The sequence below is a fragment of the Agrobacterium sp. SORGH_AS 787 genome (assembly GCF_030819035.1).
Classification (GTDB): domain Bacteria; phylum Pseudomonadota; class Alphaproteobacteria; order Rhizobiales; family Rhizobiaceae; genus Agrobacterium; species Agrobacterium larrymoorei_B.
The window spans coordinates 189879-216346 of sequence record NZ_JAUTBG010000001.1; the positions used below are offsets into that span (position 1 = coordinate 189879).

Annotated in this window: 21 protein-coding genes; 13 read left to right on the forward strand and 8 right to left on the reverse strand. The window is 58.6% G+C overall.

Going from position 1 to position 26468, the window contains the following annotated elements:
* Positions 1-11: 11 nt before the first annotated feature.
* From QE435_RS00800 to QE435_RS00825, 6 genes are all read right to left on the reverse strand, one after another.
* Positions 12-851, reverse strand: coding sequence for a transporter substrate-binding domain-containing protein (locus QE435_RS00800; RefSeq protein WP_306930034.1), 840 nt, complete (start codon positions 849-851; stop codon positions 12-14).
* A gap of 101 nt (positions 852-952) precedes the next feature.
* Complete coding sequence (locus tag QE435_RS00805) at positions 953-1150, reverse strand: hypothetical protein (protein ID WP_306930032.1); 198 nt, start codon at positions 1148-1150, stop codon at positions 953-955.
* Positions 1147-2652: an amidase gene (locus QE435_RS00810; protein WP_349039850.1), complete on the reverse strand. Its 1506-nt coding sequence runs from the start codon at positions 2650-2652 to the stop codon at positions 1147-1149. Before QE435_RS00810 ends, QE435_RS00805 begins: the two co-directional genes overlap by 4 nt.
* A 7-nt stretch (positions 2653-2659) precedes the next feature.
* The gene (locus QE435_RS00815; protein WP_349039851.1) at positions 2660-4081 is read right to left on the reverse strand and encodes an MFS transporter; all 1422 of its coding nucleotides are present in this window, start codon (positions 4079-4081) and stop codon (positions 2660-2662) included.
* 22 nt (positions 4082-4103) lie between these two features.
* Positions 4104-5039 carry a hypothetical protein gene (locus tag QE435_RS00820; RefSeq protein WP_349039852.1) on the reverse strand — a complete coding sequence of 312 codons (936 nt, stop codon included), beginning with the start codon at positions 5037-5039 and terminating at the stop codon, positions 4104-4106.
* On the reverse strand, positions 5036-5971 hold the full coding sequence (locus QE435_RS00825) for a hypothetical protein (protein ID WP_349039853.1): 936 nt from the start codon (positions 5969-5971) through the stop codon (positions 5036-5038). Before QE435_RS00825 ends, QE435_RS00820 begins: the two co-directional genes overlap by 4 nt.
* Positions 5972-6092: 121 nt before the next feature.
* Between QE435_RS00825 and QE435_RS00830 the strand changes: the two genes are divergently transcribed.
* Both QE435_RS00830 and QE435_RS00835 read left to right on the forward strand, forming a co-directional pair.
* Positions 6093-6788 (forward strand): TetR/AcrR family transcriptional regulator, encoded by a 696-nt coding sequence (locus QE435_RS00830; protein WP_349039854.1) that lies wholly within the window; start codon positions 6093-6095, stop codon positions 6786-6788.
* Between the two features lie 437 nt (positions 6789-7225).
* A complete protein-coding gene (locus QE435_RS00835; protein WP_349039855.1) occupies positions 7226-8377 on the forward strand; it encodes a cache and HAMP domain-containing protein in 1152 nt (383 codons plus the stop codon).
* On the opposite strand, the gene QE435_RS00840 is transcribed toward QE435_RS00835, so the two are convergent.
* Both QE435_RS00840 and QE435_RS00845 read right to left on the reverse strand, forming a co-directional pair.
* Positions 8352-10325, reverse strand: a complete 1974-nt coding sequence (locus QE435_RS00840) for a glycosyltransferase (RefSeq protein ID WP_349039856.1) — start codon at positions 10323-10325, stop codon at positions 8352-8354. The genes QE435_RS00835 and QE435_RS00840 overlap by 26 nt on opposite strands.
* A 3-nt stretch (positions 10326-10328) precedes the next feature.
* A complete protein-coding gene (locus QE435_RS00845; RefSeq protein ID WP_349039857.1) occupies positions 10329-11522 on the reverse strand; it encodes an HlyD family efflux transporter periplasmic adaptor subunit in 1194 nt (397 codons plus the stop codon).
* A gap of 492 nt (positions 11523-12014) precedes the next feature.
* On the opposite strand from QE435_RS00845, the gene QE435_RS00850 reads away from it, so the two are divergent.
* The 11 genes from QE435_RS00850 to QE435_RS00900 all read left to right on the forward strand — a co-directional run bounded on the left by QE435_RS00850 (position 12015) and on the right by QE435_RS00900 (position 26224).
* A complete protein-coding gene (locus QE435_RS00850) occupies positions 12015-12293 on the forward strand; it encodes an HU family DNA-binding protein (protein ID WP_349039858.1) in 279 nt (92 codons plus the stop codon).
* 282 nt (positions 12294-12575) lie between these two features.
* Complete coding sequence (locus QE435_RS00855; protein ID WP_349039859.1) at positions 12576-13982, forward strand: PAS domain S-box protein; 1407 nt, start codon at positions 12576-12578, stop codon at positions 13980-13982.
* A gap of 715 nt (positions 13983-14697) precedes the next feature.
* Positions 14698-15471 carry an aspartate/glutamate racemase family protein gene (locus QE435_RS00860; protein ID WP_349039860.1) on the forward strand — a complete coding sequence of 258 codons (774 nt, stop codon included), beginning with the start codon at positions 14698-14700 and terminating at the stop codon, positions 15469-15471.
* Positions 15472-15498: 27 nt separating this feature from the next.
* Positions 15499-16431 (forward strand): ABC transporter permease, encoded by a 933-nt coding sequence (locus QE435_RS00865; protein ID WP_349039861.1) that lies wholly within the window; start codon positions 15499-15501, stop codon positions 16429-16431.
* Positions 16431-17234 carry an ABC transporter permease gene (locus QE435_RS00870; protein ID WP_349039862.1) on the forward strand — a complete coding sequence of 268 codons (804 nt, stop codon included), beginning with the start codon at positions 16431-16433 and terminating at the stop codon, positions 17232-17234. The genes QE435_RS00865 and QE435_RS00870 overlap by 1 nt, the downstream gene beginning before the upstream one ends.
* A gap of 54 nt (positions 17235-17288) precedes the next feature.
* Entirely contained in the window at positions 17289-18392 is a 1104-nt protein-coding gene (locus tag QE435_RS00875) for an ABC transporter substrate-binding protein (protein WP_309769051.1), read from the forward strand.
* Between the two features lie 93 nt (positions 18393-18485).
* Positions 18486-19544 (forward strand): ABC transporter ATP-binding protein, encoded by a 1059-nt coding sequence (locus QE435_RS00880; RefSeq protein ID WP_349039863.1) that lies wholly within the window; start codon positions 18486-18488, stop codon positions 19542-19544.
* Between the two features lie 97 nt (positions 19545-19641).
* Positions 19642-21183 carry a hydantoinase/oxoprolinase family protein gene (locus tag QE435_RS00885; protein WP_349039864.1) on the forward strand — a complete coding sequence of 514 codons (1542 nt, stop codon included), beginning with the start codon at positions 19642-19644 and terminating at the stop codon, positions 21181-21183.
* Positions 21184-21193: 10 nt separating this feature from the next.
* Positions 21194-22282 (forward strand): DUF917 domain-containing protein, encoded by a 1089-nt coding sequence (locus tag QE435_RS00890; RefSeq protein WP_349039865.1) that lies wholly within the window; start codon positions 21194-21196, stop codon positions 22280-22282.
* 1 nt (position 22283) lies between these two features.
* A complete protein-coding gene (locus tag QE435_RS00895; RefSeq protein WP_349039866.1) occupies positions 22284-23372 on the forward strand; it encodes a DUF917 domain-containing protein in 1089 nt (362 codons plus the stop codon).
* Between the two features lie 92 nt (positions 23373-23464).
* Complete coding sequence (locus QE435_RS00900; RefSeq protein WP_349039867.1) at positions 23465-26224, forward strand: LuxR C-terminal-related transcriptional regulator; 2760 nt, start codon at positions 23465-23467, stop codon at positions 26222-26224.
* The last annotated feature ends 244 nt before the right edge of the window (positions 26225-26468 follow it).

A 26468-nucleotide genomic window follows, 5' to 3' on the forward strand; every position in this document is an offset into this window, starting at 1 on the left:
CCGGAAACGTCTTACTTGCAGGCCAGGTCGTGGGGCGTTGCGTCGTAATTGCCGAGACCGACAGGTCCGATGCCAGGCTGTGGCGTGACCTCCAGAGATCCAGCGGCAGGGGCAGTACCCAGCCATTTCTCGTAGAGCTTGGCCGCGGTGCCATCGGCCTTGATGCATTCGATGGCGCGATCGAGTTGCGCGCGAAGTTCTGGAGATGCCTTCGGTACAGGGTAGGAGTAATACTGTCCGGTCTCCACTCTCAAATCGGAAACCTTGAGAGCGGGCGACTTTTTGGCGATGGTGTATCCGGTGGCAACCCCAACCAGGGCAGCATCGGCACGACCGGCCTGCACGGCCTGTGCCGCATCGCTGAGCGACCCGTAGGATTCCACGGTCCAGCCGTAGTCACCCGCCTTTTCGCGCGCCCATTTCTCGTAAGCGTTGCCCTTGTTCGTCGCGATCGTCTTGCCCTTGAACTGAGCGTAGTCGGTCACCTGATCGCCGCGTGCGGGAATGAGGAAAGCGAGATCCGCCGACCATATGCCTTCGGTCAGAAGGAAGGCATCCGACCGTTCCTTCGTCGCGGTGAACGGTACGGAAAGCATATCATAGGTGCCCGCCTGAAGCGCTGGGACGAGGGCAGAGAAAGCCATGGCGTCGAGGGTGATTTCACGACCAATGCGCTTGGAAATTTCCTGGGTCATATCCACCGTCAGACCTTCGATGCTGCCATCGAGCTTGGGCTGAGCATAGGGAGGCGCATTGCCATCCAGCGCGCTTTTGATCGGGCTCTCAGCGAAAGAAGGCGCGGCAGAGAGTGTCATTGCGACGACGATGGCGAGTCGGTTCAAAGCTTTCATGATGTTCCCCTTTTTGGTTGTTGAAAGCAGTCTAGTGGATCGAATGAAAATTTCAAATGGTTGTTTTATTCACTTGTTTTATTTTTGCTGTGCACAAAAGCCTATTCCAGGTCCCGTCGCGGTCCGTAAAGCGGCTGAAATGTCTTGTCGTCAATGCGCGCCACCTTGCGGCCGCTCGCCAACGCATCGGCCAGGTTGGCTGCCGCGCGATCAAGATTTTCGCCGGTCGGCGGTGCCTCACCGCAGCCGCGCCAGATAACACTCACAGCGATACGAAGGTTGTCGATTGGATCTGTCATTGTGCGGTACCCTGTCGCAGGTGAAGAGCGATCGTATGCGCCGGATCGGCACGGCGCGGCGACGGATTGAAATGGTGCTGAAGCATCGATGCTGCCGCGAGGAGGACTGCTTCCTTTCGAAATCCGGAAGCCAGCTGAATAGCAACCGGCAAGCCTTCCTGATTGATGGTTGCCGGCAGGGACAGTGCCGGATGCCCCGTCAGCGAAAACGGACTTCCGGCCGACCCCGTGGTGAAATCCGTCACCGCGGCTTGGTCGTCCACCCGCGGGGCGGTGCGCGAGGTCATTGGCAGAAGCATGACGTCCACCTCGCCGAAAACGCTGTCCGTGGCGGCAACGAGTGCGCGCCGCTGACGCAAGGCTGCAAGATAATCGGCAGCGCGCATATACATGCCGACTTCTAGTTTCTCGCGCAGAGAACGGCCCATAAGATCTCGATGTTCGACATAATCCCGCTCATGAATAGAAAAGCTTTCACTGCGGTTGATGGGGACGCTGATCGCCCTGTAATCGGCAGCCGGTATGGGCAGCGCAATCTCCCTGACATCGGCACCGGCTGCCCGCAACGCTTCCGCAGCCTCGTCGAGAGCGGCGAGAATGGTAGGATCCATCGAGCCGTGATCTGTGCCGAGCGTGCGTACGAAACCGACTTTCAATCGTGACGCTCTGGCGTTGAGCGCACCCGCCAGGGGCTCTGCCTCGGCATCAAGGCTGACCGGATCGTCTGGGTCGTATCCCGCTATGGCGTCATAGACGAGCGCTGAATCCTCCACGGTCAGCGTAATCGGGCCCGGAGTATCGAAGCTCCAGCAGTTGGGCATGATGCCGTGGCGGCTGATACGACCAAAAGTAGGCTTGAAGCCGACGACGCCACAGGCGGCAGCAGGAAGACGAACGGAGCCGCCCGTATCAGTGCCAATCGCGAAAAGCGCGGTGCCCGCTGCAACGGAGGCCCCAGAGCCACTGGAGGAACCGCCAGTATAATGGGCCGGGTTCCACGGATTGCGGGCAGCAGGCACAGGAAGATCGTCATAAACCGCGCCCGTCCCCGTGCCATATTCCCAGGTGTTGAGTTTTCCGACAAGGACAGCGCCCACCGCCTGGAGCCGGGACACCAAGGTCGCATTGATGGATGGATCATGCTTTTGCGGGACGCGTGAACCGGCGGTCGTTTCCAGCCCGCGAGTATAGATATTGTCCTTCACCGCAAAGGGTATGCCATCGAGCGGCCCGAGACGCCGTTTGCGCCCTGCCCGTTCCGCTGCTGCCTGGGCCGCCTGCCGGGCCGCAGCGCGGTCATGACGCAAATAGGAATGGATGATTGGGTCTAAGTTGTCGATGCGCGCAAGCACTGCCTCGAGAAGTGTAACTGGGGACAGAAGGCCTGCGTCGATCTGGCGCGACGCATCCGCCACACTTAAACTTGCAGGGCAGAGCGCAGCGGCGTCATGGCCGGTCTTGATCGCGGTCTTGGAGTGGGTGCTTGTTCTGACTTCTGGCATAGAACGTTCAACTTTTCTGGATATAGATGCGGTGACGGCTGACAACCGCACCATCGGCAGGATGCAGGCGAAGAAAGAGCAGACCGGAAATGGCGGTCAGCCCTGCAACGACAAACATCGCGGAGGACATTGCCTGTGACGGAACGGTGAAACCCGCGTTCTGGAATTGCACCACGAGAACAGCGGCGACAGAAATGCCGAGCCCCATCGACAATTGCTGCCCTACGCCGCCGAGAGCGGTGCTGGCGCTCTGGCGTTCGCTCGGGATTTCGGCAAACAGCAATGTATTGACGGTGTTGAATTGCAGCGAGCGGCACAGGCCGAAGCCAAACACCAGCACTCCGATTGCCACCGCGGGGGTTTGCTGCCCGACAGACGCAAGGATCGCCGCTATTGCACCGCCAAGCAGCGCGTTAACGGACAAAGTTGTCCGAAAGCCGAAGGCGGCAAGAACGCGACGCATCAGCGGTTTGAACACCAGGGCTCCGGCCGCGACGATAAAGACGATCCAGCCGGCGCGGGCCGCAGACCAGCCGAAACCGAGTTGCAGTTGCAATTGCAGCAAAAAGGGCAAGGCATTGAGGCCAAGTCGCGAAAGACCGCCAGCGAAAAAACCGACGCGAAACAGAGGAAGTCTCAGCAGTGTCAGATCAAGTGCCGGACGCTGCCGACGGCGTGAGTGCCACAGGAACGCCACGGCCATAACGGGGATGGCTGCGAAGAGTGTGGCGATGGCAGGAACGGGCAGGAAGACATGCACCAATTGGTCGAGGAGAAGCTGCGCCGCCCCCAGACAAACGGCGCAATAGACGAAACCAGCGACGTCGAAGGAACCGGGCGGATGGAGTCTGTCCGGCGGCAACATGCGTGCGGCAAGAATAAGACCCGCAATTCCGAATGGCATCTTTACGAGAAATATCCACGGCCAACTCGCATAGGTGACGATATAACCGCCCACCAGCGGACCGAGAACGGGACCGACGAGAGCCGGCATGGACATCCACCCGATTGCGGCGGCGAGTTCTTCCTTGCGCACCGAACGGATCAAAAGGAGGCGCCCAACGGGGGTCATCAAAGCGCCGGCGACAGCCTGCAGGATCCGCATGCCCACCAGCATTTCAAGCGAAACGGACAGAGCGGCACCAATTGACGCCACCATGAAACCAGCCATGGCCCAAAGGAATATCCGCTTTGCACCGAAGCGATCGGCAAGCCAACCGCTGGCCGGGATCATGGCTGCAAGCGCAACGAGATAAAGTGAAATCGCCAGATTGATCCGCAGTGGTTCAACCCCGAAATCGGCGGCCATGGCAGGGATGGCCGGCACGATGATCGTGCTGTCCAGCGTCTCCATCAAAAAGGCGACCGAAATCGACAGGGAAAGCAGCAATAGGCTACCTTCCCCGCTCGGGCGGGGTTGTTGCGACATGGCTAATCTCTACGACGGGCTGTTAAGGTGTAAGGCCGTCGGTTGCGGCAATGATCTCAGGAACCCCAACGGAAACGGTTCCGTCGAGAGCGAATAGGGCATCGAGAATACGTTCAAAGGCGGCAGCGCGATAAGGCTGGCCCATCAACCAGGGCGAAACATTCAGCGTCAGCAGACGGCCATGGCCGCTGTCGCGCGCCTCATTCCACAGACGCCGGGCGGCAGCGATGAAGCTCTCCTCGACATCGGCAAGATTCTGCTTACGCAGCATGATCATCTCGCGGTCTGAGAGTTCCATCGTCGCTGGTAGCGAGATGATGCTGCCGGCTCCGGTCTCGAACAGATAAGGCGCCTCATCATTCGCCCAGTCGGCCATGGCTTTCAGACCCGCTTCGAGAAGCAGCCGCGGCGTTCGCGTGGATTGCGACCAGGATGGCGAGTGCCATGCAATGGGTGACACACCAAAACCCGCAAAGATCGCGAGAGCTTCGGCAATCATCGCCCGCTCTTCGTCTTCCGCCAGCCCTTCATGATGAATCGCACCAGCATCGAGACCTGCGGCGACCACATCGAAGCCGTCATCCAGGATAGATCGCATGAGGATGGGATAACGCTTCGCGAGACGGGCATTGACGAGCATGGAGGCCGAAAGCCCCCTCGCCTTCAAGGCGTCCATCATCCGGTAAATGCCGACACGGTTCCCATAGTCACGCTGCGTGTAGGTCTCGCTATCCGGCCAGGGCCGGTTCGGAGCACCGACCGGCAGAAACGGCTTACCGCTGATATTCAAAGGAAACCATTCGACCGCGATCTGCAGCCATACACCCAGCCTGGCACCGTTCTGCCAGGTCAGACGTTTTTCACTCCAGGTGTCGCGAAAGCCGTAGAAATCGTGGTCCATTTGGTTGTCACGGCGCAGTGGAGTTTCGAGATAGCTGGGACCAGTGGGAAGAATCATCCGCGTTCTCCCTCAACAGCAGCGAGCCAATCGCTCACCACGTCATAGTGACGATCATAGTACCAGTCAGCAATCTCACGGCCTGTGGGATACCAGACCCTATCGTGCGACTTCACATAATCGAGAAACGCCGCGAAAGCATCGATGCGGTGCGCCTGGCCCAAGACGAAAGGATGAATGGCAAAGCACATGACGCGTGGATTTTCGGCGCCTTCGGCATATAGGCGGTCAAACTGCGCCTTGAGGGAGGCAAGGATTTCGGCCACCGACATATTGTGCCAGTGTGCCATCGGCGTGTCGTTCATCTCGATCGAATAGGGTATCGAGATCAGCTTGCCGGTCTTGAGCTTCAGCGGCATAGGCTGTTCGTCGTGAAAATAGTCCAGCGTGTAGCGCACACCTTCCTGCGCAAGGATTTCCTGCGTTTCCAGATCGGGTGTGATCGCCGGGGTCAGCCAGCCATCCAGCGTCTGCCCCACCTTGGCCAGCGTTTCGCGGCTGTCTATGATGACGTGACGCTGCTCTTCCGGGCTCATGCCGTAAAAGTAGCGGCTATTATAGACCCCGTGACTGAAAAGCTCCCAGCCGAGATCGTTACAGCGCTTGATGATGTCGGGAAAGTGGTCGCACACTGCAACAGACAGCGATACCGAGCCCCGGATGTTTCGCTTCGCCATCTCGTCAGAGATCCGCCTGAAGCCAATCCGGTTGCCGAAATCGCGAACGGAATAGTTCAGTACGTCAGGCATCACCCTCGGCCATGGATGCCGGTTCGGGTTGACGGGCGGCATCCACTCATAATGTTCGATGTTCGGAGCGACCCAGAAGGCAAGTTGCGCATCGCCAGGCATTCCGAGATGGGGTCTGCCGCGTATCGGTGCATAAACATAGTCGCCCGTGTCGACCGGGCGCTCCTGACCCGCGCTCTGCATCAGCATCATCCACCGCCTAAAACAGATAATTCAAACATCTGTTTTAATCGTTATCTTCAAACAAAAGGTAGTGCAAGCAGTTTTTTTTAGTTAGACCTGATCGGCACGGAGGTAGCGAGGCATGGAATTTATCAACGATCCCGAAGGGGAAGAGGACGGAGCCCAGAGGCGTAACCTGACGCGCCAGACCATACTGAGCGCGGCGAAGGAACTGGTGGCACGCAAGGGGCCGAACGGAACGACTGTGCGCGATATCACCGCTGCGTCCGGCGCAAATGGAGCGGCGGTCAATTACTACTTCCAGTCAAAGGATGCGCTGGTACGCTTGGCTACGCAGGAGATTACCGGCGATGTCAACCGCGAGAGACTGGCGCAACTCGATAAGCTCGAAAAGACGGCAAATGGCGAGCCGCTTCAGCCACGCCAAATTCTCGAAGCTTTGATCGAGCCTATTCTGACGGTCTCACGGTCACAGGATGGCGGTAGCCTTTATGTGCGAAATATTTTCCAGATGCGCGTCGATGCGCGAGCCGGGTACGACGCATTCGGGTTGAACGAGCATGTCGCCCGTCGTTTTATCGACGCGATCTGCCGAACCTTTCCTCGTTATTCCAGAGACGAGGCGATCTGGCAGTATGAATTGGCGCGCGGTTCTGCGATCCATATGCTGGCCAATCTCGACCCGGTTTCCAGGCGTTTTGAGCTTCTCTCACTTGAAAATAATCAGAAGCTGCCGCCCCTTCCAGCCTATGCGCTTGACGAGAGCCAAGTGAAAAGGATCATCGATATCATCCTAAAAGGGTTCGGACAGGACTGAGGGATATTGACGGCGCCATGCCGTCAGCACCCTGCCCGCGACAATCTTGAGAAACGAAGATCAAGGTCGGCATCCAACGCATCCAGATTAAGGCAGACGAAAGGTACGTCGCCCGTCCTCTGCCGCCTGCCTTTGCCCTGTAGATGATCCTCTTATGGCCAGTATCATCACGACGGGCGCAACGCTGCCTAAACTCGCCGAGACATTCGCCACCACTCACGAAGCCTTGAGAGAGCAAGAACGTCCCTTGCTAACCGGCAGGGTTGTCCCCTTGATCGACCAACTGACTATGCAAACCCGATGGCGAAAGTAGCAGCCTCTCCTGACGAGCGACGATGAGTGTGACTACGGACGGATAAACGACCCGTTATAATCGGCAGATTGCTGCAACCTTCCGGGGAATTTAATGTCCGGTAGACGTTGCAAAGGAATATTCAGTGCCCAAGCCCACCCTCGCGAACAGCCGGCTGCCGTCGCTTACTCTGATTACGCTAGGTTTTATGCTTGTCTGCCTCCTCGTCGGAGCCGCAATCGTATTCAATGTTGTCAACGATAAGGTTCGGAGCTTTCAGGAGTTGAGCCTACGCACAGCTGTCGAAACACGAGCCCGAGGGGTGCAGACGGCTTTTGCCGCCTCCCTCTACAGAGAATGGGCCAACCTCGAAATCCTGGCGAAATCGCTTTCCGCCACCGAACCGGCGAACATCCAGGACGACCTCTCGACACTCGTCGGCACAGGCCAGATCATCTCCTGGGCTGGGTATGCGGGGAGTGACGGACGTGTCCAAGTGGCATCGAATGGTCTTCTTAAAGGAGAAGATGTCTCTACTCGTCCATGGTTTCAGCAAGGTCTCCAGGGGGATTTTGCGGGTGACGCCCATGAAGCGGTACTCCTTGCGTCAAAGCTCCCTGCCTTGGAGAACGGGGAACCCCTGAGATTTCTTGACATGGCCAAACCCATTGCAGGTGCTGACCAAACTGTGGTTGGCGTTCTTGGCCTCCATCTCAATCTGGAATGGGCTAAAACCTACGTGGAGGAGTTGAGCAACGCGCTTAACGTTGGCGTGTCTATTGTGAACCCGGAGGGTACCGCCGTGATATCCTCTGAGGAGCAGAGCATCCTCAACCTGGACCTGCCAAGCCTCGGAAGAGCGAGAACCGGGGCGACGGGTGTCAGCCTGGAAGTTTGGCCCGATGGAAAAAACTATTTCGTCGCAACGCTGCCTGAGGCCAGCTATCGTACCCTCCCCAAGTTTGGATGGTCGATCGTCGCAAGGATCGATGCGAACGCGATCAGCGAGCCAGCGAGCAGCTTCTCCAGCCAGCTCCTTTTCAACCTCGCCATGCTCTGCCTGTTTCTTCTTGCCCTGACATCGCTGTTCATCATTTCCTTCATTCGGCCATTCCATCATCTCGCCAACAGTGCGAAGGCCGTCGCCGACGGAGAGGACGTCTACCCCTATGAGAGCTACAGAACCTCCGAGCTTGCAACCATCGGCTCGGCGATCTCAAGGATGCAGGCAAACATGGACCGGCCCGACGACACAGACAAGGCAAAGCAGCCTATGGACGGGCAAGACGGGCGGTAGCATCCTTCAGGATCGCCGACAGCCTTGTGGAGGTGACGCTTGGAACGGCGCCTTGCGCATAGAGGCGTTTTAGGAGGATCTGATACTGAGTCTCTGCAAGACCGAGAGAAACGACGACGCCGTCGTCCGTTTGCTCGAGAACGGTCGCCTCGAAATCCCCTATCCCATTGATCTTCATGATGATCTTTGTGGCGACACTTGTATTCAAGCCCCGCAGTCGGGCCGTTTCCTGCGTCAGATCCGTCATCCACACACGTTTCAGCTTGCCGCCCAGGTTGATCACCACGCGCTCGGGACGATCCGCATAATGTTTCTCCAATCTCGGAAGCTCTATGCAAACTGCCAAGGTGACTGCAAGGATGACGAGATTATAGACGGTCCAGAACAGGATGATGACCTTGCCGTCACCTGCATCGTTAAACGCAAAACGGTCGGACATGAGTCCTATCAATATGCCGATGATGGTGAGCGAGGTCAGAATAATGAATGGCCGCATGAGCCTCCACTGCACAACGACCTTGGTCCGGTCTCCCCCCTTTGCCGTGACGCTGAAAGGGTGCCCCTTGGGCTTTATCAAGCCGACAATAGCGGCACGCGATATGGGGATCGCACCCAGCAACTGGCTGACATCGTTGACGATCGGTATGACCATCCCCGATGAGATGAAGTTCAGCACAAACAGAATCCAGACCATATATGTGCCGAAGTAGCTGATGACCTCCGGGACGGAGGCATTGACCACCGTCACGTTGAAGAACCAGTAAAGGAGAGGGAATGTCATCGACGCGATACGGAAGGTGAATGTCGTCAGCCAGAAAAAAACGGAATCCAGCACGCTCCAACGATCTCGCAGACGCAGGTTGTTAGATGCAAACGGGCCTAGTCTGCCACGCGCGATCTGCATCAGCCCCAGGCACCATCGCGCGCGCTGCGTAACATATTCCTTCAGTCCTTCTGGAGCCAGGCCCTCGGTCAATGCTTCGTTGAGATAAACCGTCCGATAGCCGTGCTCCTGCAACTGCAGTGTCAGCATGAAGTCTTCCGTAATGCTGTCCGTAGGGAAGCCGCCAGCCGCCTGCACGGCCTTCCACCGGATCACCGAGGACGTTCCGCAACAAAAAGCAATTCCCCACGCGTCGCGGCTCGGCTGAAGGTGATCGAAGAAAAAACGCTGCTCGTCTGGGTAGGAACGGCTCAATCCTAAATTATGCTGAATGGGATCCGGGTTGAAGAAGTGCTGAGGCGTTTGCACAAGTCCCACCGCATCATCATGGAAAAGGGCAAGCGCTCGTGAGATGAAGTCCGTATGCGGAACAAAGTCCGCGTCCAGCACCGCGATGAAATCCGGTGGGGCATCGTCTCTCGCCAAAACGTCGAGGGCATGATTGATGTTGCCGGCCTTGGAGCCCTTATTGTCTGGTCTGCGGAGATACCGGACATCATGCTCCTGGCAGAAATCGCGCAGCCAGTCTCGGCGCCCATCGTCCAGAACGAGCACCTGAACGTCTGGGTGATCGCTGGCTTTTGCACCGACAATCGTCCTTTCCAGAACGGTTTGATCCTCGTTATAAGTGGCAATCATGACAGCCACTTTGGGAGGGGGCGCAGGCACCCACCACGACCTGTGCCGCTCAACTTCAGAAGAACGCTCACTCGTTCGCGTCAAGATCGTGAAAGCGCTCAATGAAGAGAGGACGGACAAAGCTTCCAGCGCGAAGAAGGACCAGCTGAAAAGACAGTCGAATGTCCAACCGAACGGTGCGAGAGTCGCAGTGCCTCGCCACCAGATGTATCGCACGGCGAGCACCATTCCGATGCCGAACAGAACCGTCCTGTGTGTCCAGTTTTTGCTGTCGAGCAAATGCGGCAGGAGAAGCGCAAATCCCATTGCGAGGGCAATGTGGGCGAAACTCGACTGAAGCTCACTGAGATAGAAGAACGTCTCCACGTGTTAGCCCCACCATACTCTCAGCCAGTCGAAGGCGCGGTTCTCGAAAAACACCCTGCCCGTGCGCCCGGCAAGACACCGGAGGTCGGGGTCGCTGCGTAGAGCGGGAACATCGAGGGCGACGTCATAACGCTGCAGGTGACGCTGGCTCGGAGCGATCGCCATGTTCTCATAAATCGTGGCGGCCCCTGAGCCGGCGAGGCGTATGACCGATCCTTCGAGAACCACCCGGCTACGGCTAAGACGAAAGGTCGCGGGCGCGCCCACCCTTAAAGTGTTATAGACGCTTTCCGATACCGACAGTGTCACGATTGCGGAATCACAGTCGATCAGGCGCAGGAGGTCTTGTCCGCGCTGCACGGTTTCACCCGACGCTGAGAGATACTCCCACAATGCACCATTGACATTGGCCACGAGGTTCGAGGCCGATAGCCTGTTCACACGGAGGCGTTCGTTTGCAATTCGCTCGGACACCGCCGTAAGCGCGAGCTTTTTCGACTCGAGCTGCGCTTTCAGCTCCAGGCGCTGCACGTCAATCTCCGATATTCTCTGCTCGGAATATGGCGCGTCGTTAAAACCGTCACCGAGGAAAACGCCGCGATCTGCCGCTTTGCGGGCAACAAGAATTTCCGCCGCCTGAGCCTTTGCGCTTGCAACCTCAAGATTGGATACTTCAGCCAGTGACTGAGCCTGTTCAAGGGACTGTGCGGTCGATATGCCCTGCCCACTGAGCCGCGAGGAGCGCTCGCGGCTGAGTTCGGCGTACCTGAGACGAGCTTCCGCCGCCGCTCGCGTCGATTCAGCCGACTGGGCCTGCGCTTCAAGCTGACGCTTTCGCTCCTCGCTGTAGATCGCCGCACGGGTCTGCAACAACTTGATGGACTGATCGAAAGAAGCAATGACGGATTGAAGCCTTGCAATCTCTGCCTGAACGTCTGCCTGCTCCAATTCAAGATCAAGCAGACGGATACTGTCCACCAGCGGATCCTCAATCGCGCCAAGAGTATCACCTTGCGAGACTTGAGCGCCGAGAGGTCTTGAAATCAGGTCTATTTTTCCGGCTATGGGAGCGCGGCTGGTGGTGAGCCGCGCATTAATGAACGCATTGGCACTGGCGCCGCTTAGCTGTTCTCCCAGCACGACATAAAGAGCTCCGCAGATCAATAACAATCCGAGCCCGATCTTGATCGCCTTCATCTTTCCTCCATCTGCGCGAGACAATCGTATGTCTGCCGGCACACCTCCCAACACGAACCATGCAAGCTCGTATCTGTAGAGGGAGGCTTGTGAATTCTCGCGTTTACCAGATATCCAACTACGTGAGACGCAAGATGGCCAAGACGAAAACTAGCCCCCAAAAAGCTGGCCCCAGACCCTCAATCCACCACGCGGAAAAGATGCCGTTTATACCTGCAGTGAGCCCCGGCTTCGACCGGTGAGGCAGCAACTTCCTCCGTATCCCGTGGGCGGGGAACCCCTAAAGGGCCTGTGCAGTTTAAAAAAACGCCCAAATACCATTCCTCATAACACCCTTGCGTAAGGTGCTTTGAAAACACAGAGAGTACGCTATAAGCCGAAACGAGTTGTGGACATCCACGTGATCTGAGCCACGCTACGATCGTCGACAATGACAACGCGGCCAGAAGCTGGCACCAATTTCGGATTGATTTACTGTTAAAAGGAAAACTCATGACCACAACCAACGAAATCGCTGACAAGATCGCCTCTGAAAATGGACTGACAAAGGTTCAGGGCAAGGCAATCGTAGAAGCCGTTTTCCAGGCCATTACCGATGCAGCAGGCTCCGGCAAGGAAACGTCGATCCCTGGCTTCGGGAAGTTCAAGGTAAAGGCTTCGCCCGAGCGCGAGGGCCGCAATCCTGCAACGGGCGAAGCCATGAAAATCGCGGCCTCGAACAAGTTGACCTTTGCGCCTGCCAAAGCACTCAAAGATGCGCTGAATAAGTGACCCCGGAATTGGCAGCCCTGCCCTCTTGGGCAGGGCATCCAAATCAGGCTCACAGCAGAAAACGCCTCAAGGAAGGTGCCGCGGCACTGTCCTAACATTGGAAGCTTAGAGCCACAGATTTGTGGCTTTCGCTCAATCCGATAATCTGTATCGAATTTCCGCTTCACGACCCTCAGCGCGTGAAAGTTGAATCCGCGTTTGGCATGAGCGAATTCGTGCGCTCCCATAAACTCGATGCTTGATCGACATCAGGCTGATCGCGGGCTTGACCCGGGGTCTGCGATGTCCGAATTTATCTTGAGTATATGTGCATTTAAGCTGCTTATGATAGGCGCTGTCGCGGAGGCCGGATTGACGCAGAGTGACATATGGTTGCAAGCCATTTTTGCGCAGACGACGGGCGGTATAGCGCTGACCGATCTCGATGGCAGCTTTGTCACCGTCAATCAAAGATATTGCGAGATCGTCGGTTATCCGGAGACGGAACTGCTTAAATTGCGCATGCAGGATATTACTCACCCCGACGACTTGCCTGGCAACCTTGAGCAGTTCCATCACATGGTGGAGACCGGCAGCAATTTCGAGATCGAGAAACGGTACATCCGAAGGGATGGCACTCTTGTATGGGTGTCCAACTCCGTATCCGTCATCCGCAACGACAGCGGCCAGATAATGCAGGCTGCGACAGTGACCATAGATGTGACGGAACGGAAACGGGCGCGAAAGGAGGCTCGTCGGCTCGCTGCCATTATAGCGTCCTCCGATGACGCCATTATTAGCGTCGACCTCGACTTGAAAATACGCAGCTGGAACCGAGGCGCCGAGAAGCTCTACGGATACTCTGCCGAGGAAGCCATTGGGCGCCCGGCCCTCATCATTCTTCCGCCGGAGCTGGTTACGGAAGAAAATGTTATAATCGACAGCATCAAGGCCGGTGGCCACGTCGAACCGCACGAGACGCGGCGAATCCATAAAGACGGCAGCGAGGTTCATGTGTCGCTCAGGGTCTCGCCGATTTATGATGAAAACGGATACGTGGTCGGCGCCTCAAAGATCGCACGAGACATCAGCGAGCGAAAAGAAGCGGAGCGGCTGCAGAACCTTTTGATCGGTGAACTGACGCATCGGGTGAAAAACGTGCTCGCAACGGTCAACGCGGTGGTACGGCAGACCTTAGGCCCGGCGGCTCCCAACAGTCAGGAGTCTGTGCTCCAGGCGCGACTGGAAGCTTTGTCCAAGGCCTACGATCTCCTGACGATCTCCAACTGGGAAAGCGCGAGCTTGCATGACATCGTCCGCAAAGCGATGTCGCCCTATCCCCAGGACAGCGTTCAGGTTGAAGGTGACGAGGTCTTCGTCAATGCTCGTGCGGTGCTTCCGCTAAGCCTGGTGCTTCATGAGCTTGGAACCAACGCGGCCAAGTATGGAGCCCTATCTACCGATCGCGGCCAAGTCGCCCTTCGATGGTCCATTGCAAGCAGCAGCGATCCGGCCGGGGCAGTGCTAAACCTGCGATGGGAGGAACGAGGCGGTCCGTCGGTTACTGTTCCGTCGCGCCAGGGCTTCGGATCCCGCCTCATAAAGGCGGTGACGACGTCCGAACTTGGAGGAGACGTCGTGGCGGACTATGCCCATACCGGGCTTATATGTGATTTCGAGATGGCTTTGTCCTCCCTCACCGATCGCTAGGGTCTGGTCATTCGAGCTGATCTTCCATGCGCAAGGCCCCCTCGATCTGAATAGCCCCGAGCCTCGTGGACACCCTCTGGTTAAATCTTCTGCTGCCTTTTCGAAGTCTACGGGCGACAGCATCCCGTTGCTGACATGTTTGCGTTTCGGGTTATAGAAGATCTCGCGTCAATTGCCGGTCGAGTGTGCGTCGCTAGCGATAGCAGGCCTGCTGCCCTTCGATCCCGGCGAGAAGGGGCAGAGGCGCAACCCGGTTTCGACAAACAACTGGCTAAGCGCGCCCGTGACCCGGTTGCTGTCGGTCCGGAAAAACAAAATGCTTCAGTCCCGTCGCGCCACCCCCTGGGCCTCTAAGTCCAATGCTAGCAATGATGCTCCTAACCGAGAAACGCGCTTGAGATCACCAGAGGCTGTCAATTGATCAGAGAGCTTATCGATAGGATTAATATTTAATCGAAACTCGAAAATGCACGCGTGATATGCAAGGCAACCTACCCAAAAGTATAGGATCCAAACATATTCGCCGCCCTGGCTACCCATCCAAAAAACAGAATAGCCTATTCCGCAGAACGCTTCCGAATGTCACTGAGCCGATGCACCGTAGGACATGATCTTAGGCGCGGATCTGCATCCGCACTCCATTTGATGCCCTGCCTTCGCGGCTTCGATTTCGCCTGCATGAGCACGGCGCACCGATTGACAAAGGATACCGGGAATGCGTGACAATACCGTCCATGTTCGTGTCGTATCGCCCATCGTCACCGCTGGCTTTCGCAAGCTTGCCGACCTGAAAGCGCTGGAATATCCGGGCATCGTTCTCTCCCATGCCCAGATTGCAACCGGGCCGGGTTCAATTGAAAGCGAGTTCGAGGCGGCGATGTCGGTTCCGGGAACGCTGCTCGAAATCCTGCAGGCCGAGCGCGAAGGTGTCGATGCAGTGATCATCGATTGCATGGGCGATCCCGGCCTGCGCCCCGGTCGTGAACTTTCCAACATGCTGGTGGTAGGACCGTGCCAGACCGGCATGCATGTTGCCGCCATGCTGGGACACAAATTCTCGGTCATCACCGTCATGCGCCGGCTGATCCCCTCCTTCGAAAATACCGCAGCACTCTGCGGTCTATCTTCCAAGCTCGCCTCAGTGCGCAGCGTCGACATTCCCGTGCTCGATCTCGAAAAAGACCTTACCGCCACCGCAGAACGACTGGTGGAGGAAGGCCGCAAGGCTGTCGAAGAAGACGGCGCGGAAGCGCTGATCTTTGGCTGCACCGGGCTGATGGGCTGTGCCGCAGGCCTGCGGGAAGGCCTGCTGGCAAAGGGCATCGACGTACCAGTTATCGACCCTATTCCCACCGCCATTTCGGTTGCCGCAGGCATTGTCAGAGCCGGCCTCACGCAAAGCCGCACCACCTATCCCGCACCGCCGGAAAAGCAATTGCTGGGTTACGATACATTGCGCAGCGCGATGCTGCCGATGGCGGCGGAGTAAAGGCGAACAGGAGCGGGACGCACGCAAATGGCATCAACGGCGATAACAGCGGCATCGGGAAAAGACGGCGACGTGAAAGCCTCGCGCATCGGCAAACCGGGCTTCGTACATGGCGCGGGCTTATGGCTTCTGATACTACCCGCCATGCTGTTCTTCATCGTCTTCTTCGTCGTGCCGACAGCATCACTTTTCGGTCTTGCCTTCAACAAGTCTGTCGCTGGCGTCATTACGCTCTCCGGCGATATCAACTTCGACAACTTTGTGCGGATCTTCACCCGCTCCATCTATTACGAGTCCATCCTACGCTCAGTGGGTATCTCAGCCCTTGTGGCTCTCGTCTGCCTCTTTTTCGGTTATCCGCTGGCCTATGTCATTGCCAAGACCGTCAATCCCGGGCGCAACACGCTGTTGATGATCCTCGTTCTCTCATCGATGCAGCTCGACATGGTCATCCGCCTCTATGGTCTGATGGTGCTACTGGGCGATAATGGCCTGATCAACGGCACCCTGCTCCGCCTCGGAATCATTTCGGCCCCGCTGCCGCTGATGTACAATATCTTTGGCGTCGTCGTCGGTCTGGTACAGATCACCCTGCCCTTCATGGTGCTCTCGCTCATCGGCATCATCAAATCGATCCACCCCTCGCTTGAGGAGGCGGCACGATCGCTCGGCGCCTCGCGCAGCAAGGCATTCTTCTCGGTCGTACTGCCGCTCTCAATGCCGGGCATTCTGGCCGGAACTTTGCTGGTCTTTGCACTTGCCATTTCCTCCTACGTCGTGCCGGCGTTGATGGGTGGCTGGAAAGTCATGGTCATGCCGATCCATATCTACCAGCAGGTTGCCGAAACCGGGCGGTGGCAATTCGGCGCGGCAATTGCCGTCGTCCTCTTCGTGACAAGCCTGATGGCGATCGCCGTCTACCACCGCGCCGCCATGCGCACCACTGGAGGACGCAGCTGATGCGCGAAGAGACATCCATTCCGCTGGTCTTCAAGCTGCTCTCTACGTTGACCCTGACCATCCTGCTGACGCCGGTCGTCATCGTCATTCTCTCCGGGCTCAATTCCGGCGACTATCTCACCTTCCCGCCACAGGGCCTGTCGCTGCGCTGGGTCTACGCTTTCCTGACCTCGCCAACTTTTCTTTCTGCCTATGGCGTGTCGTTCATGGTGGCCGGAATTTCGACCGCCATCTCCACCGTGCTTGGCACCATGGCGGCTCTCTTTTTGACCCGCTCGACAAGCCGCGTCGTCGGGCCGCTTCGCGCCTTTTTCATGATGCCGATCGTACTGCCCGGCGTGGTGCTGGGTCTGGCGCTCTACGTCTTCTACGTCACTACCGATATCGGTCTTGCCCGCAGCATGGCAGGCCTCATCATCGGCCATGTCATCGTCACCTGCCCCTTCGTCATCGCCACGGTGACGGCAGCGCTGGTCGGCTTCGATCGCTCGCTGGAAGAGGCAGCCCGCTCGCTTGGTGCCTCGCCCTTCACTGCCTTCAGGCTGGTGACGCTGAAGATCATTTCGCCAGCGATTTCAGCGGGGACGATCTTCGCTTTCATCATTTCCTTCGGCCAGTTTGAGGTGACGCTGTTTCTCTCGACACCGAACCTGCAAACCCTGCCGATGGCCATGTATGTGGCGCTTCGCTACGCCTTCGAGCCGACTGCGGCAGCCGCAGGCATCTTCGCCATCATCCTCGTCGTCGTCTCGATGGTGGCCACCTCGAAACTCGTCAATCTGAAACGCATCTTCGGCGGCTGATCCGCCGGGGATAAACCCGTATCCATAAGTTCGAACAACAAGGGGAACATGGACATGACCGTAAAGACCTTCGATCCCAACCGCCGCAAGCTCTTGAAACTCGGCGCTGCTGCGGCAACACTACCGCTCTTCAACATCAACCACGCCTTCTCGCAGGACGTCACTTACGACGGCTCGGTCTTCGATGCCGGTGGCGCGGTGTTGCGCGTCGGCGAATGGGGCGGCCCATGGGGCGAGCTGGTGAACAAATACCTGCTGACCGATTTTGCCAAGGATTTCAACTGCAAGATCGAGTATGATTCCACCTGGCCGTGGTTCCCAAAATTCGTCGCCAACGGCCCGAAGAAGCCGCCGCTCGACATCACCAACTGGAACCTGCCGGAAATGTTCAAGACGGCGGGTGCGGGCGATTTCTTCCACACGATTGAAGAAATCCTTCCCAATCTTCCGAACGGCAAGAACCTATGGCCCTTCGCGACATCGAACGGTGTTGGTGTCACATGGGCCTTCAACCAGTATGTCCACGCCTACCGAACCGATCTCGTCAATCCGCCACCGACCAGCTTCAAGGACATGTGGAAGCCGGAATTCGCCGGCAAGCGCGGCACCTATATTACCTCTAACACGCTCCAGATGGACTTCTTCCTCGTCGCCTGCTCGCTGTTCGGCAAGGATCAGTACGACCTGAAGGCCGGCTACGAGGCGATGAAAGCACTGATGCCCGCCAAGATTTCCGACTTCACCGGCAACATGCAGACGCTGATGGATCGTGGCGAGGTCGTGATCGCGGTACAGAGTGACGCCGAGCCGATGCAGGCTCGCGACAAGGGCGCTCCTTTCGCCGTCATGTACTGGAAGGAACTCCAGCCGATCCTGACCCAGACCTACACGATCAGCCGTTACTCGGAGCCGACCCAGAAGAAACTTGCCTATGCGCTGCTGAACCGGGCGCTGGAGCCATCCTTCATGACCAATATGGGCAAGGAATTCTATCTGCGCCCGACCGTATCGAACGCCGTTCTGCCGGACAATCTGGTCAAGGCCGGCATCGTCAACAGCGCCGATGCCATCAAGAATTTCTGGCTGCCTGACTGGAAGGCCTACCTCGAAAACGAAGACGAAATCGTCGAGACCGTGAACGAGATTTTCGCCGGCTGACGCCGAACAGAGCGGGCGCCTGCGACAAGGCGCCCGCCAACGAGCAAATGAAGAACGGACACAAAGCGCGGACCTGAAGGACGATCGGATACGATGTCGGACATTCAACTCAAAAATCTCGTCAAGTCCTATGGCGACAACGTCGCGGTCGCCGGTATCGATCTGCACATAGAACAGGGCGAGTTCTTTTCGCTACTCGGACCGTCCGGCTGCGGTAAATCGACGACGCTGCGCATGATTGCGGGCTTCATCCGGCCGACCTCCGGCCAGATTCTGATCGGCTCGGATGACGTGACTTACCTGCCGCCGGAAAAGCGCGACATCGGCATCGTTTTCCAGAACTACGCGATCTTCCCGCATATGAACGTGGCTGAAAACATCGCGTTTGGGCTGAAACTTCGGAAGAAGTCGCCCGTCGAAATCGATACGGCTGTGGCCTTCGCACTGAAACAGGTGGGCCTCATGGGCTACGAAGACCGCTATCAGCGGCAATTGTCGGGCGGGGAACAGCAACGTGTGGCACTTGCCCGCGTGCTGGTGACCCAACCCCGCATCCTGCTTCTGGACGAACCGCTTTCAGCACTCGACAAGGCGCTGCGCGAGGAAATGAAATACTGGATCAAGGAACTGCAAAAGACACTCGGCATCACCACGGTCTATGTCACGCATGATCAGGACGAGGCGCTCACCATGTCGGACAGGATCGGCGTGATGCAAAAGGCTCGGGTCGAGCAGGTCGGCACGCCGCAGGAAATCTATGAGCGGCCGAAAACCCTCTTCGTTACCACCTTCATCGGCCAGTCCAACGTGATCGATGCCACTGTGAAGGGCCGCGAGGGAGATCGCCTGGCTGTCGGCTTCGGCGGACAGACGGCGCTGACGCGCCTTCCCGCCAGTGACCTTGCGGGCGGGTCTTCCGTCAAGCTGGTGGTCAGGCCGGAAAACCTCATCATCGGCGAGCCCGGAACCGGCCTTCCCGCAACCGTGGTCTCGGAAACCTATCAGGGCGCACTGGTGCGCTACCGTCTTTCGGTGGGCGGGCAGGACATGGTCGCTGAGAGACAGAACCAGTCCCATGTCGCAAGACTTTCGCCAGGGCAACTTTGCGGGGTCAGTTGGGACCCCGAACGGTCGGAGGTGCTGATGGCCTGACGGCCAAAGCATCCAAACAAACAATCGAGCGAAACGAAACGCCCTCGGATGAAGCGTACGGGCGGCCGGTTTCCTTTGTCAGTCATAGGAGAAAGACATGCGTATAGGCATTGACGTGGGCGGCACGAATACGGACGCCGCCCTTATGGATGGCGCGGCGGTATTGGGCGCCTGCAAGAGTCCAACGACCGCCGATGTCGGCTCGGGCATCGTGGCGGTGCTGAAGAAGCTTCTCGGCATGACCGGCGTCTCGGTTTCGCAAATCCAGGCGGTCATGATTGGCACCACCCATTTCACCAATGCGGTGGTAGAGCGCAAGCGGCTGCTGGAAGTGGCGGCGATCCGCCTCGGTTTGCCAGCCACCAAGGGCCTGCCACCACTGACCGACTGGCCCAAGGATCTTGCCGATACGCTCGGCCGCCATACCTTCATGCTGCGCGGCGGCCATGAATTCGATGGCCGTACCATCGCCCCGCTTGATGAGAAGGGCCTGATGGAGGTCGCCCGCACCGTACGCGAACGCGGCCTGAAAACGGCTGCCGTTACTTCGGTTTTTTCACCGGTCACGCCGGAAATGGAGCTGCGCGCCGCTGAAATCCTCAAGAACGAGGTGCCGGATATCGCCCTCTCGCTCAGCCACGAAATCGGCCGCGTTGGTTTCCTTGAGCGCGAAAACGCCTCGATCATGAACGCATCTCTCGCGGAATTGTCACGCAAGGTCGTCTCGTCCTTCCGCGAGGCGTTGAAGGAACTGGAGATCACGGCTCCCTTTTTCATTAGCCAGAATGACGGGACACTGATGTCGCCGGATTATGTGGAGCGCTATCCGGTGCTGACCTTCGCCTCTGGCCCCACCAACTCCATGCGCGGCGCTGCAATGCTGGCAGGTGCCAAGGAAGCAATGGTGGTGGACATTGGCGGCACCACTTCGGATGTCGGGATGCTGGTGCACGGCTTCCCGCGCGAATCCGCTGTCGCCGTCGATATTGGCGGCGTGCGCACCAATTTCCGCATGCCGGACGTGCTGGCCATCGGTCTCGGCGGCGGTTCGCTGGTGCGCGACGATGGGGAGCGCATCGGCCCGGATTCGGTCGGTTACGAGATCACCACCAAAGCGCTCGTCTTCGGCGGTGACACGATGACGACGACGGATATCGTGGTGGCCGCGGGCCTGGAAGATATCGGCGACCGCTCCCGTGTCGCGCACATTCCGGCAAAGACGATCGAAACCGCGCTCGCCACCATGCACCGCATGGTCGATGAGGCGGTGGACCGCATGAAGACCAGCGCCGAGCCTTTGCCTGTCATCCTCGTCGGGGGCGGATCAATCCTCGTCTCGCGCGACCTGCCCTCCGCCTCCAAGGTGCTGAGACCCGAAAACGCATCTGTGGCCAATGCCATCGGCGCGGCCATTGCCCAGGTTGGCGGCGAGGTCGATCGTATCTTCTCGCTGGAGGGAACCTCGCGCGACGCGGTTCTGGCAGGGGCCAAGGCGGAAGCATCCGAACGCGCGATCAAGGCAGGTGCCACCCCTTCCTCCGTCAAGATCATGGATATCGAAGAAGTGCCACTCGCCTATCTACCGGGCAGCGCCACACGCATCCGCGTCAAGGCGGTCGGCGATTTGGTGATTGGTTGAGGGGACGGCAATGAAACTGACACGAGAACATTTGGCCGATCTTGCCGTGGGTGCGGCATTTCTCGGTACCGGCGGCGGCGGCGACCCCTACGTCGGGCGCCTGATGGTACAGCAATGCCTGGATGAGGGCTGCGAGGTGGAGCTGATCGATCCCAGGGAGCTTTCCGATGATTGCCTGGTGATCCCGACGGCGATGATGGGCGCGCCGACCGTGCTGGTGGAGAAAATTCCGTCCGGCGAGGAGGCGGTGGCTTCACTCAGGCGGTTGGAAAAGCGCCTTGGCAAAAAGGCCGACTATACGATGCCGATCGAGATCGGCGGCATCAACTCCACCATTCCGCTGGTCGTCGGCGCACGGCTTGGCCTGCCGATCGTCGATGCGGACGGTATGGGGCGCGCCTTTCCGTTCCTTGAGATGGAGACCTTTGGCGTTTACGGCGTCTCCGGTTCGCCCATGGCAGTCAGCAACGAGTGGGGCGATTGCGCCCTGATCGAGGCTGTCGACAACCGGCAGATGGAGTGGCTGTCTCGCGCCGTCGCCATCCGCATGGGCGGCTGCGCCTATATTGCCGAATATGCCATGAGCGGTGCCGATGTGAAGCGCACTGCCATTCCGAATACACTTACCCTCGCGATCCGCATCGGCGAGGTGCTGCGCAAGGCACACGACGAGCATCGCAATCCGATCGAGGCGCTCCTCGGCTTCCTGCCCTCGACGCTCTATCGCTATGGCCGCGTCATCTTCAAGGGCAAGATCGTCGACGTGCTGCGCGAGACCAAGGCAGGCTTCACCATCGGCCGTGCGCTCATCGACGGGATCGCACCCTTCTCCTCGCAGATGGAGATCGAAATCCAGAACGAGAACCTGATTGCCCGGCAGGACGGGAAGGTCAGGGCCATCGTGCCGGATCTTATCTCGATCATGAACACCGAAACCGCCGAGCCGATCACCAGCGAGAACCTGCGCTATGGTCAGCGCGTGACCGTGGTCGCGGTCTCCGTGCCGGAAATCATGCGCACACCGGAAGCGCTCGACGTCTTCGGGCCAGCCTGTTTCGGGCTGAAAGAACCCTTCACCTCCATTGAGGAGATCGTCTGAAATGGCACGCATCACTGATCAGGACATTGACGATCTGGCCGTGGGAGCCGCGGTGCTCGGCACCGGTGGCGGCGGCGATCCCTATATCGGCAAGCTTCTGGCGAAGGCTGCCATAGAAAAATACGGCCCTGTGGATCTGATGGCGCTGGAAGACGTGCCCGATGGCGCGACAGTGGTCGCTTGTGGCGCCATGGGCGCACCGACCATCTTGATCGAGAAGATCCCCTCCGGCGACGAAGGCAATCTGGCGCTCGAAACCTATGAGGATCACACCGGCCTGAATGCGGACGCCATCATCCCCTTCGAGGCAGGCGGCATCAACTCCATGGTGCCGATCATCCTTGCCGCCAAGAAGCGTGTGCCGGTCATCGATGCCGACGGCATGGGCCGCGCTTTCCCGCAGCTCGAAATGGAAACCTTCAACGTCTATGGCGTGCCGGCAAGCCCGGTCGCAGTCGCAGATGAGCGTGGCAACCGCGTGCTGATCGAGACGGCGGATGCCGCCAAGGCCGAATGGCTGGCGCGCGGCGTAACGATCCGCATGGGTGGCCAAGCCTATATCGTCAATTACGGCATGGATGGGCAGACGACCAAGAGGGTCTCTGTCCCGGCCACTATGTCGCTTGCGATCGGCATTGGCCGGACACTGAGGGAAGCAGCAGCGCAGCACCTCAATCCCGTCGAGGCGCTGATCGCATTCTTTTCCGGCACCCATTACGGTCATGCTGAGGTCATAACCTCCGGCAAGGTGGCGGATGTGGCGCGCAAGGAGCAAAATGGCTGGTCCGTGGGCATTGCCACGATCGAGCCATTCGACACCTCCAAGCCGAAGGTGAAAATCCGCATTCAGAACGAAAATCTCGTCGCCGAGGAAGAGGGCGGGCGCATGCTTGCCATCGTGCCCGATCTCATCACCATTCTGGATATCGACACGGCAGAAGCAATCACCACCGAGAGGCTACGCTATGGACAGCGTGTCAACGTACTGGCGGTGCGCGTCCCGCCGATCATGCGCACGCCGGAAGCGCTCGCCGTCTTCGGCCCCAGCGCTTTTGGCCTGACGCAAGCCTACCAACCACTCGGCTCTTGACGAAAGGCCAGCATCGCGCACTGATACCAGCGCTCATCTCCCGGCCAAAGACGGCGGAGGATGAGGCTGGTTCCGGAATGAAAAGAGAGCCGATGCCGAGCCGTGTCCTGCGTGAAAAATCCTTGCATCCCGTCAGAACCTTCGCGGCAGCCGGATTGCGTTTCGGCCCGCCGCGCATGCTCTTTTCCGGCATCGAGCGGCCCTATCTGCTATCGAAACTAGCATCCGGGCTCGCACGCCAGATTGTCGTCCTGCGCGCACCGCCCGGTTTCGGCAAGACAGCCCTGATGAAGGCCGCCTATGAGAGGCTGATGGATCGTCGATTGATGCTGCCCGGCATGTCGGACACGGCCTTGTCTCATTGCTCATGGCTCACCGCATCCGGCATCGCTTCGCCTGAGCGCTTCCTCGGGGAGTTGCTCAAGTCGCTCGGCCTTGCCGCTCTGGTCGATAAACAGGACGCCTTGACGCAAGCCATGGAAGCCATTGCGCGCCGCGACGGCGACACCGTGCTCTTCATCGACAATATCGACGAGATCGAAACCAGTGACAGCCAAACGGTTGGTCGGAATGGCCTTCTGGAGGAACTGATCCTCTCGGCACCCGACCGGCTCAGGATCGCGGTCTCCTCCTGCTCCCCGGCGCGACTGCCTCTGGCGCGGCTGAAAGCCCGCGGCGTGCTGGCCGAACTGACGGCGAAGGATCTTGAATTCGGGCGCTCCGAGGTAAGAAGGCTGCTGGCGGGCAATGCCATGACGGCGCTTGTCGACCCTCTGATGGAGGTCACGCGCGGGTGGCCGGCGCTGACCCAGCTCGCTTCCGGCATCCTCGCCAACGAGCCAAACGAGGAGGAGCGGCGCGTGCTTCTTGCCGGAACACATCCGGACCTGACAGACTATGCGCGCGAAACCGTCGTCAACCGGCTCTCTCCCGCTCTCCTGACAATGTTGCGCGGCGTCACGCCCTTTCAGGAGTTCCGTCTCGACCTTGCCTCCGACCTCGGCTTCAACAAGCTTTCGGAAGAGGACCTGACGATGATCGAGAGCATGCATCCGGTCATCGAGAACGGGCAGAATGGCTGGCTGTCACTGCATCCGGTCCTGCGCACCTCGCTCGAAAGGGATGCGGTCTTCGTTTCCGATGCGGAAAAGAAAGGGCTGCATCGGCAAGCAGCGCTGTGGTTTGCCACCCGTGCCCATCTAGAACGCGCAGTCTCTCATGCGGCACAGAGCGGCGATTTCCGCATGGCCGAGGAAATCATCGGCAAGGCGGGAGGCGTCGACATCTTCCTTCGGGCGGGTCATCAGGTGCTGGAGCATTTGATCGACAATTTCCCACCCGATGTCCTGCATGCCTCGCCCGGATTGATGGTCTGCTATGCCGTGGTGCTGTCAAAACGCGGAAATGCCACTGCCGGGCGCGAACGGCTGGATACGTTGAAGACGAACGGCGAATGGTCGCCAGCCGCGCTTGCTGCCGTCGATCGCGGCGTTCTCGACCATATCGACAGCCTGATCGACGTCTATGAAGATCGCCGCATGACGCGCGAGCATGCGGTACGGCTGGAGCACACCGCAGCCGCCTTACCGCCACACGCCACCTGGGAACTGGCCTGGCTCTTCAATCACCTTTGCATCATCTACACACGTACTGGTGATCTGGAGGAGGCACGACGCGTCGCGCTGAGGGCGCTCGGCTATTATCGGGAGGAAAAGACGCCTTATGCCCAGGTCTTCATGCTCATCCATCTTGGCCTCGTCAGCACGCTGAAAGGCGAGTTTTCCGCCGCTCTTCAATTCTGCCGGGAGGCGGAGGAACTGGTGGAGCGGGTGCACTGGACCGACCGCAACCTGCTTGCCATCGTACGTCTGGCCATGGCCGATGCGCTTTATCAACAGGGCGAGGTGCTGCAGGTGGAGCGAAGCCTCACGGAATGCATGGAGCCGCTCATCCGCGGGGAAAGCTGGGTGGATTTGTTCACGCGGCTCTTCTGGCTTCTGGCCCGCAGCCGTCTGCAGGTCAGCGGCTTCGATGCCGCAGCGTCCGCGCTCGACAAAGCGGAGGAAGTGGCGGTCGAACGCAATCTGCCGCGATTGAAGACTGCCGCTGCCATTATGCGCATCGACCTGCTCGTCAGGGCAGGCATGCTCGAATCCGCCACACAGGCCATTGAGCGGGCAAAATCGCTGAGAGATGCAAGCGTACCGGATAACTGGACATGGCGTGAGGCCTATGATTTCGATCTCGCGGCGGCGCGCCTAGCCCTTGCCCAGGGACAGGCGCCGGAGGCGTTGCGGTTGCTTGAGGCGTTGATCGTCTCAGCGCGCGCGTTGGGCCACGCCTATCACCGCATGCTGGCCGAGATCATGGCGGTACAGGCTGCTTGGAAGGCGGGGCGGCAACAACAGGCCTTCGCCTATCTGCAATCGACCATCGCTCTTGCCCGCACCCACGAGGCCACGCAACTGTTTACTGATGAGGGACAGGAATTGGCCGCCACGCTACGCGCCATCGTCCGCCGTTTCGGCTTGAAGGTCTTCAGCCCTGACGCGGTTTTATTCATGAGCCGCATCGTCGGCCACGGCCTTGGTCGTCAGCAGCGAACGACGCGCCTTAAAACGACGGATGAAGAGTCCGCTTCACCCACGCCGGGCCTAATGAGCGCTCGCGAAGTTACCGTACTTAAGCTTTTATCCGATGGCCGCAGCAATAAGGAGATCGCGCGCGAACTTCATATCTCGGAAACCACCGTCAAATTTCATCTGAAAAACATCTTCGCCAAGCTCGGCGTCAGCCGTCGCGGCATGGCGGTTTCTGTAAGTGCGCATCTTAAACTGACAGAGAGCAACTGACAGAGGTTGTGGGTACGCGATGCACGGCTAGGATAATCCGTCCATCAACTAGGGCGCTAACCGGTTCTCTAGGTCGCCAAAACTAAAATTGCATCGCGACCCGACAAGGCAGACGGGGAGCACGCCAACTATAGGCATGATATCCACACAAATCCGGACATCAGAATCCAACCGCTGCACACGCCGCAAACCGGCAAAATTTTTCCACGCAAGCCGCTCCGATCAGAAAAACAAACGGCTCGCT

Coding starts and splice junctions, on each gene's coding strand:
- QE435_RS00800 (WP_306930034.1), bottom strand. CDS start 851: ATGAAAGCTTTGAACCGACTCGCCATCGTCGTCGCAATGACACTCTCT.
- QE435_RS00805 (WP_306930032.1), bottom strand. CDS start 1,150: ATGACAGATCCAATCGACAACCTTCGTATCGCTGTGAGTGTTATCTGG.
- QE435_RS00810 (WP_349039850.1), bottom strand. CDS start 2,652: ATGCCAGAAGTCAGAACAAGCACCCACTCCAAGACCGCGATCAAGACC.
- QE435_RS00815 (WP_349039851.1), bottom strand. CDS start 4,081: ATGTCGCAACAACCCCGCCCGAGCGGGGAAGGTAGCCTATTGCTGCTT.
- QE435_RS00820 (WP_349039852.1), bottom strand. CDS start 5,039: ATGATTCTTCCCACTGGTCCCAGCTATCTCGAAACTCCACTGCGCCGT.
- QE435_RS00825 (WP_349039853.1), bottom strand. CDS start 5,971: ATGCAGAGCGCGGGTCAGGAGCGCCCGGTCGACACGGGCGACTATGTT.
- QE435_RS00830 (WP_349039854.1), top strand. CDS start 6,093: ATGGAATTTATCAACGATCCCGAAGGGGAAGAGGACGGAGCCCAGAGG.
- QE435_RS00845 (WP_349039857.1), bottom strand. CDS start 11,522: ATGAAGGCGATCAAGATCGGGCTCGGATTGTTATTGATCTGCGGAGCT.
- QE435_RS00850 (WP_349039858.1), top strand. CDS start 12,015: ATGACCACAACCAACGAAATCGCTGACAAGATCGCCTCTGAAAATGGA.
- QE435_RS00855 (WP_349039859.1), top strand. CDS start 12,576: ATGTCCGAATTTATCTTGAGTATATGTGCATTTAAGCTGCTTATGATA.
- QE435_RS00860 (WP_349039860.1), top strand. CDS start 14,698: ATGCGTGACAATACCGTCCATGTTCGTGTCGTATCGCCCATCGTCACC.
- QE435_RS00865 (WP_349039861.1), top strand. CDS start 15,499: ATGGCATCAACGGCGATAACAGCGGCATCGGGAAAAGACGGCGACGTG.
- QE435_RS00870 (WP_349039862.1), top strand. CDS start 16,431: ATGCGCGAAGAGACATCCATTCCGCTGGTCTTCAAGCTGCTCTCTACG.
- QE435_RS00875 (WP_309769051.1), top strand. CDS start 17,289: ATGACCGTAAAGACCTTCGATCCCAACCGCCGCAAGCTCTTGAAACTC.
- QE435_RS00880 (WP_349039863.1), top strand. CDS start 18,486: ATGTCGGACATTCAACTCAAAAATCTCGTCAAGTCCTATGGCGACAAC.
- QE435_RS00885 (WP_349039864.1), top strand. CDS start 19,642: ATGCGTATAGGCATTGACGTGGGCGGCACGAATACGGACGCCGCCCTT.
- QE435_RS00890 (WP_349039865.1), top strand. CDS start 21,194: ATGAAACTGACACGAGAACATTTGGCCGATCTTGCCGTGGGTGCGGCA.
- QE435_RS00895 (WP_349039866.1), top strand. CDS start 22,284: ATGGCACGCATCACTGATCAGGACATTGACGATCTGGCCGTGGGAGCC.
- QE435_RS00900 (WP_349039867.1), top strand. CDS start 23,465: ATGCCGAGCCGTGTCCTGCGTGAAAAATCCTTGCATCCCGTCAGAACC.